Genomic DNA, 14,151 nt, shown 5'->3' on the forward strand with positions numbered 1-14,151 from the left:
TGTCATGTGACTCAAGCTGTGAGGCCGTGGATTCAATCTCTTAAGTGATACGGAAAAAGGATTCAGGATCATGGGGTTGGCACGGTTTCTGGACTCAGTTTTCAAACCGCGCGGGGCAGCGCTGGATGAGGAAAAGGCCTCGCGCACGGCGCCGCTGATCGCCTTTGCCAGCGGTGGGCGGCCCGTGTGGAGCCCGCGCGACTATGCGGCGCTGGCGCGGGAAGGCTACCTGCGTAACCCGGTTGTCTACCGGGCGGTGCGGATGGTCAGCGAGGCGGCGGCGAGTGTTCCGCTGAGCCTGTTTTCCGAGGAAGAGGAACTGACGGAGCACCCGCTGCTGCGCCTGCTGGCGCGGCCCAACCGGGGCCAGAGCGGGCCGGATTTTCTGGAGACCCTGTTCGGTCACCTGCTGGTGGCGGGCAATGCCTATGTCGAGCGGATCTATGTCAGCGAAGACGCCGATGCCCTGCCGGCGGAGCTGCATGTGCTGCGCCCCGACCGGGTGAAGGTGGTGCCGGGGACGTCCGGCTGGCCGGAGGCGTTCGAGTATCAGGTGGGCGGCAAGTCGCTGCGGCTGAGCGGCCTTGGCGACGTGCCCCAGGTGCGGCAGTTGACGCTGTTTCACCCGCTGTCGGACCATTATGGCTGCGCGCCGATCGAGGCGGCACAGGTGAGCCTCGACATCCACAACGCAGCCGCCGGATGGAACAAGGCGTTGCTCGACAACGCAGCGCGGCCCTCCGGGGCGCTGGTCTATGGCGCGGGCGAGGGGGCCAATCTGTCACTGGACCAGTTCGAGCGGCTGAAGGCGGAACTGGAAGAGGGCTATCAGGGCGCACGCAATGCCGGCCGGCCGCTGCTGCTGGAAGGCGGACTGGACTGGCGCCCGATGGGCCTGACGCCCAAGGACATGGATTTCATCGATGCCAAGCGCGAGGCGGCGCGCGAGATCGCGCTGGCCTTCGGTGTGTCGCCGATGCTGATCGGCATTCCCGGCGACAACACCTTTGCCAATTACCAGGAAGCCAATCGGGCGTTCTGGCGCCAGACCGTGCTGCCGCTTGTGCGGCGGACGGCGCTGAGCCTGTCGAACTGGCTGGCCCCGGCCTATGGCGCGCCGCTGCGGCTGGAACCGGACGCCGATGCCATCGAGGCGCTGTCGCCGGAGCGCGAGGCCCTGTGGCGGCGCGTGGGGGCGGCGGACTTCCTGTCCGAGGACGAGAAGCGGGCGGCGGTGGGCTATGGCCGCCGCGCCGGGCCAGACGAGGCAGCAGGGCAGGGCGAAACCGCAGGGCAGGGCGACGCAGCAGGGCAGGGCAATGTCTGAGGCGGTCCTCACCGCCGTCGTCGAACGCGGCGACCTGGCCCATCTGGCGCTGCTGCTGTGGGCGGGATCGGCCTCGGCTTTGGCCGGGCTGCTGCTGAAGGAACTGTCCGCCTCGAACCGGCGCTTCAGCCAGTTCGTGGACGAGATCGAGCGCTTGAATCAGATCTTCAACGACCATGACGGCGGCTGAAGAGCCGGGTCCAAGCGATTCAGAAGACTCAAGAAACGGCGCCGCAGACTCAAGAAACGGCGCCGCGTGACGTTTCGCGATGAAGCGCCGGGCTCGCCTGCCGCATGAAGCGGGCAAGCCGGACTCAGAACCTCGACAAGGAGAGCCAAGTCATGACGGACACAGGCCTTTTGGCCCGTGGCGGGGCGATGACGCCTGCCCGCAGCCTGACCTTGAACCTGAACCGCAGACCCATGCCGCAGGCCCGGCCCGCGCGGGTGTTTGCCGCCTTTGCCGCGACGTTGCAGCGGCTTGGCCAGATCACGGACCAGACGCCAAGCAATCGGGATGCAGCGCGATGACCCGCTTTGCCGGATACGCCAGCGTGTTCCATCAGCCCGATGGCGCAGGCGATGTGGTGCTGCCGGGCGCCTTTGCCCGCTCGCTCGCCCGGCGCGGGTCTGCGGCCTTGCGGATGCTGTGGCAGCACGACCGGATGCAGCCCATCGGCATCTGGGAGAAGGCGCGCGAGGACGCGCACGGCCTCTATGTGACCGGACGGCTGCTCACCGGTGTGGCCGCGGCGCGCGAGGCGGCGGAGCTGATCAGCGCCGGGGCGCTGGACGGCCTCTCCATCGGCTTTCGCGCCCTGGCGGCCGTCAAGGGTGAGGGCGGTGTCCGCCGGCACCTCACCGAAATCGACCTTTGGGAAGTGTCGCTGGTGACCTTTCCCGAACACCCGGCAGCACGGCTGACGCCACTGCCGGCGGAGACCGCGGCGCGATGAGCCGCCGCCCGAGATCATGCCCCTGCCCAACGCGGAGACAGCGATGAACGAGATGATGCTTGAGACCAAGGCCTATGGACTGGAGCCGCGCCAGGCGCTGGACGACCTGCAGTCGGCCTTTGCCGCCTACCGAGATGCCAATGACACGCGGCTGGCCGAACTGGAGACGCGCGGCAGCGCGGATGTGGTGACGCTGGACAAGCTGAACCGGCTGGATGCGGCACTCGACAAGACGCAGCGCCGGCTGGACGAACTGACCCTGAAGGCCCGGCGGCCGGAACTCTCCGGCGAGACGCCGCGCAATGGCGCCGGGCTGGAGCACAAGGCGGCGTTTGACGCCTACATGCGCGAGGGACGCGACGACGGGCTGAAGGCGCTGGAGATGAAGGCGCTGTCGATCGGCTCCAACCCGGATGGCGGCTTCCTGGTGCCGGCGGAGACGGAAAGCGGCATTCTCATGCGGCTGGCGAACGTGTCGCCGATCCGCGCCATTGCCGGCAACCGGCAGGTGTCGGGCAGCGTGTTCAAGAAGCCCTATTCCCTGACCGGGCCGCAGTCCGGCTGGGTGGGCGAGACCGCTGCACGGCCGCAGACCAACAGCCAGACGCTGGCGGAGCTGACCTTCCCGACCATGGAACTCTATGCCATGCCCTCGGCCACCTCGGCGCTGCTGGATGATGCGGCCGTGGACGTGGACGCCTGGATCGCGGAAGAGATCGAGATGGTCTTTGCCGAGCAGGAGGGGACGGCCTTCGTCAACGGCGACGGCATCAACAAGCCGACCGGCTTCCTGTCGGTGCCGCGTGTTGCCGATGCCTCCTGGGCCTGGGGGTCGCTTGGCACGCTGAACACGGGCGTGGCCGGCAATTTCGCCGCGACCAACCCGGGCGACAAGCTGATCGACCTCATCTATTCGCTGCGCGCCGGATACCGCCAGAACGCCCGCTTTGTCATGAACCGCCGCACCCAAGCGGCGGTGCGCAAGATGAAGGACGCCGACGGCAACTACATCTGGCAGCCGCCGGCGAGCGCCGGTGCCCCGGCGACGCTGATCAACTTCCCCGTTACCGAGGCCGAAGCGATGCCCGACATCGCCGCCAACGCCGCCGCCATCGCCTTCGGCGACTTCCAGCGCGGCTATCTGGTGGTCGACCGCCAGGGCGTGCGCATCCTGCGCGACCCCTATTCCGCCAAGCCCTACGTGCTCTTCTACACGACCAAGCGTGTCGGCGGCGGTGTGCAGGACTTCGCCGCGATCAAGCTGCTGGTGTTCGCGGTGTAGGGGGGAGGGGGAGCCTCCAATCCTGTTCTAGTTCGAGCCGAACCGCCCCACTCCCAAGCCTATGCGGTTTGCGCCCGCATCCCCCCCCACCCCCACCCCCTCCCCACGAGGGGGAGGGGGGCGGAAGCGCCTACCGGATTGAACAACTGCACCAACTGCTGCCGAGGCCTTTCAGCTTCCCTCCCCCTCGTGGGGAGGGGGTGGGGGTGGGGGGCTTCGGTCTTGCTGCATGACGACTACACTTAAGAAAAAATTCCTGACAAGAGGTGGCCATGACACATTGGCTGACGAGCGCGCCGGCGGTGGAGCCGGTGACGCTGGCGGAGCTTCGGGCCCAGCTGAGGCTGGTGCAGACCGAGGAAGACGGATTGCTTGCCAGCCTGATCAAGGCCGCGCGCGAGCATGTGGAACAGGTGACGCGGCGGGCGCTGATCACGCAGGGCTGGCGCATCGCGCTGGACGGCTGGCCAGCGGGACGCATCCTGCGGCTGCCGCTGGCCCCGGTGCTGTCGGTGACGGCGGTGACGGTCTATGGCGCGGACGGCATGCCGGTGACGCTGGCCCCTGCCGCCTGGACGCTCCGGCGCGGCACGGAGCCGGCGCGGCTGGTGGTGGCGCCGGACATGGGCTCCGGGGTGGAGCCGGTGAACGGGCTCGAGATCGACTTCACGGCTGGATACGGGGCTTCCCCGGCCGATGTGCCGGAGCCGTTGCGGCAGGCGGTGCGCATGCTGGCCGCGCATTGGTACGAGCACAGGGAAGCCGGGACGGACCTTGCCATGGCGAGCCTGCCGTACGGTCTCGACCGGCTCTTGATGCCGTTCCGGATGCCGCTGCTGTGAGCGGTGCGGGAGCCTATCGGCTGTCCGTCCGCCTGTGGCGACCGGAGCTGAGCGTGGCGGCAAGCGGGCAGGCCACGGCAGGGTTTACCGACATCGGTATCGACTTCGCGCAATTGACCGGCCTGTTGCAGGGCGAGGCCGTCGCGGCCGGGCGGCTCAGCGGCACGGCCACCCACCGCATGACCCTGCGCTTTCGCGCTGATGTGAGCGGCGGCTGGAAGGTGACGGTGGACGCCCGCAGCTTCCGGGTGCTGACCGCAAGGGACCGCGATGGCGGCCGGCGGCAGGTGGAGCTGATGCTTGAGGAGGAACCGGCATGAGCCATGGGTTGAACCTGCGCAGCGCGGTCCTGACGAGACTGTCGGCGACGCCGGCGCTGCTGACATTGCTGGGCGGTGCCAGGCTCTATGACGGGCCGCCGCGTGGACAGCCGCTGCCCTATCTGACGCTGGAGGCGCTGGCGAGCCGCCTGCTGGGCGGAACGATCAGCGACGGCGAGGAGCACGAGCTTGAGCTTGCCGTCTATTCGCGCGGGGCGAGCCGCGACGAGGCGATGGAGGCTCTGGTGCTGGCCGTGACCACGCTGGAGACGACCACCTTGACCATTACGGGCGCGAAGATGGTCTCGGTGCGGCGCATCGAGGTCACAAGCCGGCGCATGACGGACGGCCGCACCTGGCGGGCCGGCGCAAGGCTTCGCTGTGTGACTGAGCCGTAGGTGTTTCCGTCCCCTCGTCGCTCCTGCGCAGGCAGGAGCCCAGTAGCCCCGGTTTCGGTTGGTGAGCTCGGCGTGTGGTTTCGAACGCGGGACTGGCGGGGTTTTTCCCGTGCGCTGCATTTGGCCGCCTCGGTTACTGGGCTCCTGCCTGCGCAGGAGCGACGAAGGAGGGGGGAGCGAGCGACGTTTTAGCCGGGAGCGACGAGGGAGGGGGCGAGACGATTGATGAATGACCTCAACTTGACAGACCGGGAGACTGGCCATGGCGGCGCAACGTGGACGTGATCTGCTTTTGAAACTGGACCAGACCGGCAGCGGGTCGTTTCTGACGGTGGCGGGCTTGCGGGCGCGGCGCATTGCGCTGAGCGCTCCGGCGGTCGACATCACCAGCGCCGACAGCACCGGGCGCTGGCGGGAACTGCTGGACGGGGCAGGAACGCGGGCGGCCAGTATTTCCGGCTCGGGGATCTTTCGCGATCTCACCAGTGATGCGCAGGCGCGCACTCTTTTCTTTTCTGGCGAAATCCGCCGCTGGCAGGTGACGATCCCGAGTTTCGGCACCCTGGACGGGCCGTTCCAGATCACGGCGCTGGAATATGCCGGCCAGCATGACGGCGAGGTGACCTACGAGATGGCGCTGGAATCCGCTGGTGAACTGACCTTTACCGCAATCTGAGAAGGAAAACGGCGATGGTGAACCGTCTGCGCGGAGAGATTTCGGCCATGCTGGATGGCCGGGAATGGACGCTGGTGTTGACACTGGGCGCGCTGGCCGAGCTGGAGGCGGCCTTTGCGGTCGAGGATTTGAACGGGCTCGTCGAGCGGTTCGGATCCGGCCGGCTGTCGGCCCGCGATCTGGTCAGGGTGCTGGGGGCAGGCCTGCGCGGAGCCGGCCATGTGGTGAGCGATGATCAGGTGGCCTCGATGCGGGCGCCGGGCGGCGCACCGGGCTATGCCGCGATTGCGGCTGACCTGCTCAGGGTGACCTTTGGCACCGGTGAGGCGGGCGAGGAGGACGCTGGCGCGCGCCCTTGAGCAGGGCAAGGCCCGGATCGGCGGAGCCGTTTCCCTGGGACCTTGCCCTTTTTCTCGCGATGAACCGGCTGGGCTGGAGCCCGGCCATGACCTGGGCCGCGACGCCGCGCGAACTGGCGCTGGCGCTGGGGTTGACCCGGCGGGCGGCTGCCTTGAGCCGCAGGGATCTGGCCCGGCTGATGACCGATTTTCCGGATGAGGGAGCGCCGTGATGGAGGATGACAGCGACAGCGGTCTGACCGGTGACATGGGCCGGATGAGCGCGCAGATGCAGGACATGACCCGCTCAGCCGGCGAGTTCTCGCGCCTGATGAGCACGGGCCTGAAGGCGGCGCTGGTGGACGGCAAGGCGCTGGACAGCGTGATGAAGCAGATGGTGCTGAGCCTGTCCTCCCGCGTGCTGGGACAGGCGCTGAAGCCGCTCGACACGCTGGTCGGGTCGATGGCGGGGGGGCTGTTCGGGACAGACGGACTTTCGAGCCTGATCAGCGGCGGCGTGACGGCCTTCGCCGACGGAGGCGTGGTGGCTCAGCCGACCTTCTTTGGGCATTCGGGCGGCCTGGGCCTCATGGGCGAGGCCGGAGCCGAGGCAATCCTGCCGCTGGCGCGCGGAGCCGACGGGCGGCTGGGCGTGGCTATGTCAGGGGCCATGTCGGGGGGCGGTGCTGGCCCGGGCGCAGGAAGCGGGCCGGTGGTGGTGAACGTGACAACCCGGGATGCGGAAAGTTTCCGCAGGTCTGAGGCCCAGGTGTCGGCGTTGGTGGCCCGCGCCGTCGGACGGGGACGGCGCGGGCTCTAACACCGGCTTGAAGAGGAGGGGCTCAGGAGCCGGTGTTTTCCTCGGCGGCGAGCATGGCCGCGATCTGGTCTTTCAGGTGAAGGCGCTGCTTCTTGAGGGCCTCAAGGGCTTCGTCGGACGCGGGCGCAATGTCGGTCTCGATGCGATGAATCTCGCGGTTTACCTCGTGATACTCGTCAGAAAGCTTGACGAAATGCGCGCTGGACAGCTTCAGCGCGTGCAGCGCGTTGGCAGCTTCCGGGAACTCTTCGTGCAATTCGTGGGGAACGTGACTCATGCGTCTTTACTCCTTGTTCGGACCGACCATGGCGGCAGTGGCCGTTCCGGTCCTTGAGAAAGATCAAACCGGACGCGAGATCGATGGGGGGACGCGATGATTGCATTTCTGGACGAGAGCTTTCCCTTGCCGATTGCTTTCGGATCCCGGGGTGGGCCGGAGCGGCGCACCGAGGTGGTGACGCTGGCCAGCGGCCGGGAGACGCGCAACGCACGCTGGGCCGACAGCCGCCGGCGGTATGATGCGGGCTCGGGCATCCGCTCGCTCGCCGACCTGCGCGCCGTCGTCGCCCTGTTCGAGCGGGCGCGGGGGCGAATGTCCGGGTTCCGCTTCCGCGATCCCTTCGACCACAGCTCGGCCCTGACCGGCGGCGCGCCGGGGGCGCTGAACGTTGCGCTCGGCACGGGAACGGGCAGCCGGACGCGCTATCCCCTGGTCAAGGTCTATGGCAGCGGACCGGCCGCCTATGCCCGGGTGATCGACCTGCCGGTGGCGGGCAGCCTGAAGCTGGCGGTGAATGGCACGGAGCTGCCACCGGGCGGCTTTTCCTTTGATACGGCGACGCGCGAGGTGGTGCTTGCGACACCGCCAGCGAATGGGGCGGTGGTGACGGCCGGGTTCCTGTTCGACGTGCCGGTGCGCTTCGACACGGACAGCCTGGACCTGAGCCTGACGCATTTTGAGGCCGGCGAGGCGCTGCATATCCCGCTGGTGGAGATCCGGTTGGGCGGCTGAGCGGGGGCTGGGCCGAATGACGGGCGGACCAAGACGCGGTGATCGCAACCTCGCATCCCGTTGAAATATCGAACTTTCATCTCGGCGGCTCCGTTCCTCGGGTGAGGTGACGGCATGGATGCCATGATCAAGTCATGGCATGACCGCCGGGGGAAAGTGGGCGAAACCCAAGCTTCGAGCATCGGCAGGCCGCAAAGCGGCAACGCCATGGCGAAGGCAGGACCCAATCTCATGAAGACACTTGACCCGGGTCTGGCCGCCCATCTGGCGGGCAGGATGACGAGCTTTTGCGCGGTGTGGATCCTGACCCGCAGCGACGGGCAGCGGCTGGGTTTTACCGACCATGACCGCAGCCTGACGGTGGACGGGGTCGTCTGCCATCCGGCGCGCGGCATGGAGGCAAGCGCCGACACGTGCGGGCCGGGACTGGCGGCGGGCGGCGGTGAGGTGTCGGGCGCGCTCGACACGGACGGGCCGGTGCCGCTGGACGGCTTTGCCGAGGCGGACCTGGAGGCCGGGCGCTGGGACGGGGCGGAGGTGGCGGTCCATCTCGTCAACTGGGCCCAACCGGCTGAGGCGGTGCTGCTGCGCCGTGCGGTCATCGGCGAGGTGACGCGGGCCGGCCGCAGTTTCCGCGCCGAGCTGCGCGGGCTCGGCCATCTGCTGGAGGCGCGGCGCGGCCGGGTGTTTGCCAGCCGCTGCGATGCTGATCTGGGCGACACGCGCTGCGGCATTGCGCTGACCGATCCGCGCTATCGGGCAGTGGCCACGGTGAGCGGGGCGGCGGATGCGCGCGAGCTGACGGTGACGGGCCTCATCGGCTTTGACGCCGGATGGTTCGACGGCGGGCGATTTGTCGTCCTGAACGGGCCGCTGACGGGCTTTGCCGGCGAGATCGCCCGGCATGCGAGGAGCGGGTCGGCGGCGACGCTGTCGCTGTGGCTAACCGCGCCGCAGCCCATCGGGGCGGGCACACAGATCGAGCTGACAGCCGGCTGCGACAAGCGTTTTGCCACCTGCCGGGCGAAATTCGCCAATGCGGTCAATTTCCGCGGTTTCCCGCACATGCCGGGAACCGACTTCGTGCTGGCCTATCCGGGGCGCAACACCGGAGAGAACGATGGAGGCGCACTTGTCGGCTGAACCCCTCGACCGGCGGGTGCTGCTGGCGGCGGCGCGGCGCTGGATCGGCACGCCTTACCGGCATCAGGCGAGCCTGAAGGGCGCCGGGTGCGACTGTCTCGGCCTCATACGCGGGCTGTGGCGGGAACATCTCGGCGACGAGCCCGAGCCGCTGCCGCCCTATGCGCCCGACTGGGCCGAGGCGGCGGACGGTCCGGAGGCCGAAACGCTACTGGCGGCGGCAGAGCGCTGGCTGGTGCCGGTGTCCCTCGACCAGCGTCAGCCCGGCGACGTGCTTCTGTTCCGCTGGCGCGACGGGGCGCCGGTCAAGCATGCCGGGATTCTGTCGACCGGCGAGCAGCTGATCCACGCCTATGAGCGCGTCGGCGTCATCGAATGCCCGCTCGGCACCGCCTGGGCGCGGCGCATCACCCATGTGTTTTCCTTTCCCGGAGCCCTGCCATGGCAACCTTGATCCTTGCGGCCGCCGGACAGGCGCTGGGCGGCCTTGTCGGCGCGGCCGGGCTTGGCGGCATTCTCGGCAAGGCCGCCGGGGCAGTGGCCGGAAACCTTCTCGACCAGTCGCTGTTTGGCGGCGGGCGCACGGTCGACCGGGGCCGGCTGGCCGACCTGTCGGTGCAGGCCTCGACCGAGGGCGCGCCGATCCCCTTCGTCTATGGCCGGGCGCGGCTGGCGGGGCAGGTGATCTGGGCGACGCGCTTTGAGGAAGTGGTGAGCGAGGAAAGCGCCGGCGGCAAGGGCGGCGGGCCGAAGCTCCGCAATTACAGCTATTTCGCCAATTTTGCTGTTGCCCTGTGCGAGGGCCCGATTGCCCGGGTCGGCCGGATCTGGGCCGATGGCAAGCTGATCGACCGCAGCGCGATCACGCACCGGGTCTATCCGGGCAGCCCGGACCAGGGCGTTGATCCCCTCATCGCGGCGGTGCAGGGGGCTGCTCCCGCCTATCGCGACACGGCGCATGTGGTGTTCGAGCGGCTGCCGCTGGAGCCCTTCGGCAACCGTCTGCCGCAGCTGACCTTCGAGGTGGTGCGGGTCGTGGACCGGCTGGAGCGGCAGATCCGCGCCGTGACCCTGATCCCCGGCGCAGGCGAGTTCGTCTATGCGCCGGTGCCGGTGACAGACACCCCGCGGCCGGGCGAGACGCGCAGCGTCAACCGCCACACCAAGCTGGCCGCGACCGACTGGACGGCGGCGCTGGACGAGCTGCAGGACCTGTGCCCGGCGCTGGAAAGCGTGGCGCTGGTGGTGGCCTGGTTCGGCTCTGACCTTCGGGCTGGCCAGTGCCAGATCCGGCCCAAGGTGGAGGGGGCAGGCCGGCAGACAAGCGGCATGACCTGGACCGTGGGGCCGGTGACGCGCGAGGAGGCGGAGGTCGTGTCGCAGCTGGATGGGCGCCCGGCCTATGGCGGCACGCCCTGCGATGCCTCGGTGCTGGCCGCGATCCGTGACCTGAAGGCGCGGGGGCTGCGGGTGGTGCTCTATCCCTTCATCCTGATGGACATTCCGCCGGACAACAGCCTGCCTGATCCCTATGGCGGGGCGCGGCAGGCCGCCTTTCCCTGGCGCGGGCGCATCCGTCCGGGGGCAGCGCTTGCGACCGATGTGGCCACCTTCACCGGCACGGCTGCGCCTGCAGATTTCTCGCGGGCGGGCGATGTGATTGGCTATGCCGGCCCGGACGAGTGGTCCTACCGGCGGTTTGTCCTGCATCACGCGCATCTGGCGGAAGCGGCCGGCGGGGTGGATGCCTTCCTGATCGGCTCCGAGATGCGCGGGCTGACGCTCGCCCATGCAGGCGGCGGCAGCTATCCCTTCGTTACGGCGCTGAAAAACCTCGCGACGGCCGTGCGGACCGTGCTGCGGCCGCAGACGCGGGTGTCCTATGCGGCGGACTGGTCGGAATATGGCGCGCATCAGCCGGCAGGCGGCGAGCTGCGCTTTCCGCTCGATCCGCTCTGGGCCGATCCGGCGATCAGTTTTGTTGCGATCGACAATTACATGCCGCTGAGCGATGCGCGCGCCCGGGAGACGGGCGACCCGCTGGATGTGGCGGCCCTGCGCGGCGCGATCCGGGGCGGGGAGTATTTCGACTGGTTCTACGCCAGCGATGCGGATCGGGCGGCGGGGGTGCGGTCGCCGATCACCGACGGGGCCTATGGCAAGCCGTTCGTCTTCCGCGCCAAGGACCTGAAGGGCTGGTGGGAGACCCCGCATGTGGAGCGCATCGGCGGGGTGGAGACCGGGCCGGCGACGGCCTGGGTGCCACGGTCCAAGCCGATCTGGTTCACGGAACTGGGCGTGCCGGCCATCGACAAGGGTGCGAACCAGCCGAATGTCTTCGTCGACCCGAAGTCCTCGGAATCCGCGCTGCCCTACTTCTCCGGTGGCGGGCGGGACGATGCGGTGCAGCGGCGGGCGCTGGAAGCCTCGCTGAGCTTCTGGGACGACCGGCATCCGGACTGGCCGATGGGCGACAATCCCCTGTCGCCGCTCTATGGCGGGCGCATGGTGGACGGCGGCAACCTGCATGTCTGGACATGGGATGCGCGGCCGTTTCCTGCCTTTCCGCTCTATGGCGAGGTCTGGTCGGACGGGGGCAACTGGGAGGTTGGCCACTGGCTGAACGGGCGCCTCGGCGGGGCGAGCCTCAACGCGGTGATCCGCGCGATCCTGGCCGATTTCGGCGTCCCGGACGGGCGGGTACGGGTTGAAGGACTGGCCGAGGTCATCGACGGACTGACGCTGGCCGGGCCGCTGACGGCGCGCGAGGCCATCGAGCCGCTGCTGGAGGCCTTCGGCGGGCGGGCGCTGGACCGGGGCAGCGAACTGGTTCTGACCGGGGCGCAGACGGGAGCAGCATTTGCCCTCACCGGTGAGGATCTGGTGGAGAGCGAGCCGGAGGCGGCCCTGCTGACCCGGGTGCGCGGACAGGCGGGCGAATTGCCGGCGGAGGTGCGCATCGCGGGCGAGGACATCCAGCGCGACCATCGCCGGCAGATCGTCGCGAGCCGGCGTCTGGAAGGCGGCAGCCGGCACGTGCTGACGCTGGACCCGGGCGTGGCGGTGCCGGTGGCGCTGCTGGAACGGGCGGCGGAAGCACGGCTGCACCGCAGCTGGGCGGAGCGGGAGCGGGTGGAATTCCTGTTGCCGATAAGCCACGTGGCGCTGGAGGTTGGCGATGTGGTGGAGCTGGCGGCAACGCCCGACCAGAGCTTCTCGCCGCCGCTGAAGATGACCATCGCCGCGATCGAGGACAGTCTTGTTCGCCGGATCGAGGCGGTGCGCAGCGAACCGGCAGCAGCCCTTGCAAGGGCGCCCACGCCGCGCGCGGACCCCTGGCGGAGCACCGATCCGGGGCCGGCGCAGGCCGTGTTCCTTGACCTGCCGCTGCTGGAGGAGCGGGGCGCGGCCTTTGCGCCGCATCTGGCCGCGCAGGCACGGCCCTGGCCGGGCAGTCTGGCTGTCCTGCGCCAGCGGCCGGGCGGGGCAGGCTTTGCCGAGATCGCCCGCATCGAGCGGCCGGCCACCATCGGACGGCTGGTGATACCGCTGGAGGCCGGGCCGTTGTGGCGCTGGGACCGGCAGAACCGGCCGGAGCTGGAGCTGTTCTCCGGTCACCTGCAGAGCCTGTCGGAGACGGCTGTGCTGGCCGGGGACAATGCGCTCGCACTGCGCAGCCGGACGGGCGGTTTCGAGCTGTTGCAGTTCCGGCAGGCGGATCTGGTGGGCGAGCGGCGCTATCGGTTGACAAGCCTGTTGCGCGGACAGAAGGGCACGGAAGCCGAGGCGCTGGCAGGTGCCGATGCCGGAGCCGAGTTGGTACTCATGGATGCGAGCCTGGTGGCGCTGCCGCTGGAGGCGGACCAGCGCGGGCAGGCGCTGTCCTACCGGCTGTTGCCACCCGGCGTGGCGCTCGATTCGGCCGCGCGCACCGACTTCACTGCCGCCGGCCTGGGCCGCGCGGCGCTGCCCTTCGCCCCGGTCCATCTGACGGCCCGGCGCGAGGCGGGCGGGGTGCGGTTTGGCTGGATCCGGCGCAGCCGCATCGGCGGCGACGGGTGGGAGGCGGCGGAGGTGCCCGTTGGCGAGACACGGGAAGCCTACCGGCTGCAGCTCTTCTCCGGCGCGGCTGTCCGGCACGATGTGACCGTCGAGGCCCCCGGTTACCTCTATCCAGCGACGCAGGAGCTGGCCGATTTCGGCGCGCTGCAGACGGTATTCACGGCCGAGGTGGCGCAACTGTCCGATCTGGCCGGACCCGGCCTCACCCTGAAGGAGATCCTCCATGTCTGAAACCGTCCGGTTGCGCCTGCCGCTGATCGCGGCCGCGCAGGCGCAGAAGCATGTCACCCACAACGAGGCGCTGGCCCGGCTGGACACGCTGGCGCATCTGTATCTCCTCACCCGAACCGGCACCCCGCCGGGCTCACCGCTCATCGGCGACTGCCATCTGGTGACGACGCCGGCGAGCGGCGCCTTTGCGGGCAAGGGGGACCATGTTGCCGAATGGACCGGCGCGGACTGGGTCTTCCATCCGCCGGTGACTGGGCTGGTTGCCTATCTGGCCAGCGCGGGAACGCTGGTGGTGCGGACCGCGGCCGGCTGGCGTGACTATGGCGGACTGCTGTCGCCATCGGCCGTGCTGTCGCGTTCGGCCGGCGGGGCGACGACGGGACTGGCGACGCTGGAGGCAACACTGTCGGGCCTCAGCGGAGCCTTCGTCGAGGCCACGGGGCTCATTCCCAACCGGGCTGTCGTCTTCGGCGTGTCGACGCGCACGCTCACAAGCATCACCGGTGCTGCGTCCTACGACTGCGGGCTTGCCGCCGAGCGCAGCAAGTTCGGCGGTACGCTCGGGAGCGCGGCCGGGTCCAGCAATGCGGGTGTCATCGGACCGACGGCCTTCTATGCGGCAACCGCCGTCCGGCTCAGCGCCAATGGCGGCAATTTCACCGGAGGCAGCGTGCGCATTGCGGTGCATTGCCTGTTGCCGGGGGTTCCCGATGCGTGAGCGGCGCAAACTCCAGGAAGGGAGCA

18 protein-coding genes are annotated in these 14,151 nt (G+C 69.2%); 17 read left to right on the plus strand and 1 reads right to left on the minus strand.

The window, feature by feature from the left end:
• The first annotated feature begins 70 nt into the window (after nucleotides 1–70).
• From C8348_RS04020 to C8348_RS04075, 12 genes are all read left to right on the plus strand, one after another.
• A complete protein-coding gene (locus C8348_RS04020; protein WP_106751960.1) occupies nucleotides 71–1,327 on the plus strand; it encodes a phage portal protein in 1,257 nt (418 codons plus the stop codon).
• A complete protein-coding gene (locus tag C8348_RS04025; protein WP_106751961.1) occupies nucleotides 1,320–1,517 on the plus strand; it encodes a hypothetical protein in 198 nt (65 codons plus the stop codon). Before C8348_RS04020 ends, C8348_RS04025 begins: the two co-directional genes overlap by 8 nt.
• Before the next feature lie 152 nt (nucleotides 1,518–1,669).
• The gene (locus C8348_RS04030; protein WP_106751962.1) at nucleotides 1,670–1,858 is read left to right on the plus strand and encodes a hypothetical protein; all 189 of its coding nucleotides are present in this window, start codon (nucleotides 1,670–1,672) and stop codon (nucleotides 1,856–1,858) included.
• Nucleotides 1,855–2,283, plus strand: coding sequence for an HK97 family phage prohead protease (locus C8348_RS04035; protein WP_106751963.1), 429 nt, complete (start codon nucleotides 1,855–1,857; stop codon nucleotides 2,281–2,283). The genes C8348_RS04030 and C8348_RS04035 overlap by 4 nt, the downstream gene beginning before the upstream one ends.
• A gap of 43 nt (nucleotides 2,284–2,326) precedes the next feature.
• Nucleotides 2,327–3,565, plus strand: coding sequence for a phage major capsid protein (locus C8348_RS04040; protein ID WP_106751964.1), 1,239 nt, complete (start codon nucleotides 2,327–2,329; stop codon nucleotides 3,563–3,565).
• Nucleotides 3,566–3,837: 272 nt separating this feature from the next.
• The gene (locus C8348_RS04045) at nucleotides 3,838–4,407 is read left to right on the plus strand and encodes a head-tail connector protein (protein ID WP_106751965.1); all 570 of its coding nucleotides are present in this window, start codon (nucleotides 3,838–3,840) and stop codon (nucleotides 4,405–4,407) included.
• Nucleotides 4,404–4,727, plus strand: a complete 324-nt coding sequence (locus tag C8348_RS04050) for a phage head closure protein (RefSeq protein WP_157950375.1) — start codon at nucleotides 4,404–4,406, stop codon at nucleotides 4,725–4,727. Before C8348_RS04045 ends, C8348_RS04050 begins: the two co-directional genes overlap by 4 nt.
• Entirely contained in the window at nucleotides 4,724–5,125 is a 402-nt protein-coding gene (locus C8348_RS04055) for a DUF3168 domain-containing protein (RefSeq protein WP_106751966.1), read from the plus strand. The genes C8348_RS04050 and C8348_RS04055 overlap by 4 nt, the downstream gene beginning before the upstream one ends.
• Before the next feature lie 262 nt (nucleotides 5,126–5,387).
• Nucleotides 5,388–5,801, plus strand: coding sequence for a phage major tail protein, TP901-1 family (locus tag C8348_RS04060; RefSeq protein WP_106751967.1), 414 nt, complete (start codon nucleotides 5,388–5,390; stop codon nucleotides 5,799–5,801).
• 14 nt (nucleotides 5,802–5,815) lie between these two features.
• Nucleotides 5,816–6,160, plus strand: a complete 345-nt coding sequence (locus tag C8348_RS04065; RefSeq protein WP_106751968.1) for a gene transfer agent family protein — start codon at nucleotides 5,816–5,818, stop codon at nucleotides 6,158–6,160.
• Nucleotides 6,157–6,372, plus strand: coding sequence for a phage tail assembly chaperone (locus tag C8348_RS04070; protein WP_198646919.1), 216 nt, complete (start codon nucleotides 6,157–6,159; stop codon nucleotides 6,370–6,372). The genes C8348_RS04065 and C8348_RS04070 overlap by 4 nt, the downstream gene beginning before the upstream one ends.
• Complete coding sequence (locus C8348_RS04075; RefSeq protein ID WP_106751970.1) at nucleotides 6,372–6,959, plus strand: phage tail tape measure protein; 588 nt, start codon at nucleotides 6,372–6,374, stop codon at nucleotides 6,957–6,959. The genes C8348_RS04070 and C8348_RS04075 overlap by 1 nt, the downstream gene beginning before the upstream one ends.
• A 22-nt stretch (nucleotides 6,960–6,981) precedes the next feature.
• On the opposite strand, the gene C8348_RS04080 is transcribed toward C8348_RS04075, so the two are convergent.
• On the minus strand, nucleotides 6,982–7,236 hold the full coding sequence (locus tag C8348_RS04080; protein ID WP_106751971.1) for an HP1242/YdcH family protein: 255 nt from the start codon (nucleotides 7,234–7,236) through the stop codon (nucleotides 6,982–6,984).
• A 96-nt stretch (nucleotides 7,237–7,332) separates the two neighbouring features.
• On the opposite strand from C8348_RS04080, the gene C8348_RS04085 reads away from it, so the two are divergent.
• The 5 genes from C8348_RS04085 (at nucleotide 7,333) to C8348_RS04105 (ending at nucleotide 14,125) form a co-directional block, all read left to right on the plus strand.
• Nucleotides 7,333–7,971, plus strand: a complete 639-nt coding sequence (locus C8348_RS04085) for a DUF2460 domain-containing protein (RefSeq protein ID WP_106751972.1) — start codon at nucleotides 7,333–7,335, stop codon at nucleotides 7,969–7,971.
• 231 nt (nucleotides 7,972–8,202) lie between these two features.
• The gene (locus C8348_RS04090) at nucleotides 8,203–9,114 is read left to right on the plus strand and encodes a DUF2163 domain-containing protein (protein ID WP_106752059.1); all 912 of its coding nucleotides are present in this window, start codon (nucleotides 8,203–8,205) and stop codon (nucleotides 9,112–9,114) included.
• Nucleotides 9,092–9,568, plus strand: a complete 477-nt coding sequence (locus C8348_RS04095; protein ID WP_106751973.1) for an NlpC/P60 family protein — start codon at nucleotides 9,092–9,094, stop codon at nucleotides 9,566–9,568. The genes C8348_RS04090 and C8348_RS04095 overlap by 23 nt, the downstream gene beginning before the upstream one ends.
• Nucleotides 9,556–13,407, plus strand: a complete 3,852-nt coding sequence (locus tag C8348_RS04100; protein WP_106751974.1) for a baseplate multidomain protein megatron — start codon at nucleotides 9,556–9,558, stop codon at nucleotides 13,405–13,407. Before C8348_RS04095 ends, C8348_RS04100 begins: the two co-directional genes overlap by 13 nt.
• Nucleotides 13,400–14,125, plus strand: coding sequence for a DUF2793 domain-containing protein (locus C8348_RS04105; protein ID WP_106751975.1), 726 nt, complete (start codon nucleotides 13,400–13,402; stop codon nucleotides 14,123–14,125). The genes C8348_RS04100 and C8348_RS04105 overlap by 8 nt, the downstream gene beginning before the upstream one ends.
• Nucleotides 14,126–14,151: the final 26 nt, after the last annotated feature.

The organism is Pannonibacter carbonis (genome assembly GCF_003012935.1).
Classification (GTDB): Bacteria; Pseudomonadota; Alphaproteobacteria; order Rhizobiales; family Stappiaceae; genus Pannonibacter; species Pannonibacter carbonis.

Coding starts and splice junctions, on each gene's coding strand:
- C8348_RS04100 (WP_106751974.1), top strand. CDS start 9,556: ATGGCAACCTTGATCCTTGCGGCCGCCGGACAGGCGCTGGGCGGCCTT.
- C8348_RS04030 (WP_106751962.1), top strand. CDS start 1,670: ATGACGGACACAGGCCTTTTGGCCCGTGGCGGGGCGATGACGCCTGCC.
- C8348_RS04080 (WP_106751971.1), bottom strand. CDS start 7,236: ATGAGTCACGTTCCCCACGAATTGCACGAAGAGTTCCCGGAAGCTGCC.
- C8348_RS04065 (WP_106751968.1), top strand. CDS start 5,816: ATGGTGAACCGTCTGCGCGGAGAGATTTCGGCCATGCTGGATGGCCGG.
- C8348_RS04020 (WP_106751960.1), top strand. CDS start 71: ATGGGGTTGGCACGGTTTCTGGACTCAGTTTTCAAACCGCGCGGGGCA.
- C8348_RS04035 (WP_106751963.1), top strand. CDS start 1,855: ATGACCCGCTTTGCCGGATACGCCAGCGTGTTCCATCAGCCCGATGGC.
- C8348_RS04045 (WP_106751965.1), top strand. CDS start 3,838: ATGACACATTGGCTGACGAGCGCGCCGGCGGTGGAGCCGGTGACGCTG.
- C8348_RS04090 (WP_106752059.1), top strand. CDS start 8,203: ATGAAGACACTTGACCCGGGTCTGGCCGCCCATCTGGCGGGCAGGATG.
- C8348_RS04105 (WP_106751975.1), top strand. CDS start 13,400: ATGTCTGAAACCGTCCGGTTGCGCCTGCCGCTGATCGCGGCCGCGCAG.
- C8348_RS04040 (WP_106751964.1), top strand. CDS start 2,327: ATGAACGAGATGATGCTTGAGACCAAGGCCTATGGACTGGAGCCGCGC.
- C8348_RS04085 (WP_106751972.1), top strand. CDS start 7,333: ATGATTGCATTTCTGGACGAGAGCTTTCCCTTGCCGATTGCTTTCGGA.
- C8348_RS04055 (WP_106751966.1), top strand. CDS start 4,724: ATGAGCCATGGGTTGAACCTGCGCAGCGCGGTCCTGACGAGACTGTCG.
- C8348_RS04095 (WP_106751973.1), top strand. CDS start 9,092: ATGGAGGCGCACTTGTCGGCTGAACCCCTCGACCGGCGGGTGCTGCTG.
- C8348_RS04075 (WP_106751970.1), top strand. CDS start 6,372: ATGGAGGATGACAGCGACAGCGGTCTGACCGGTGACATGGGCCGGATG.
- C8348_RS04060 (WP_106751967.1), top strand. CDS start 5,388: ATGGCGGCGCAACGTGGACGTGATCTGCTTTTGAAACTGGACCAGACC.
- C8348_RS04025 (WP_106751961.1), top strand. CDS start 1,320: ATGTCTGAGGCGGTCCTCACCGCCGTCGTCGAACGCGGCGACCTGGCC.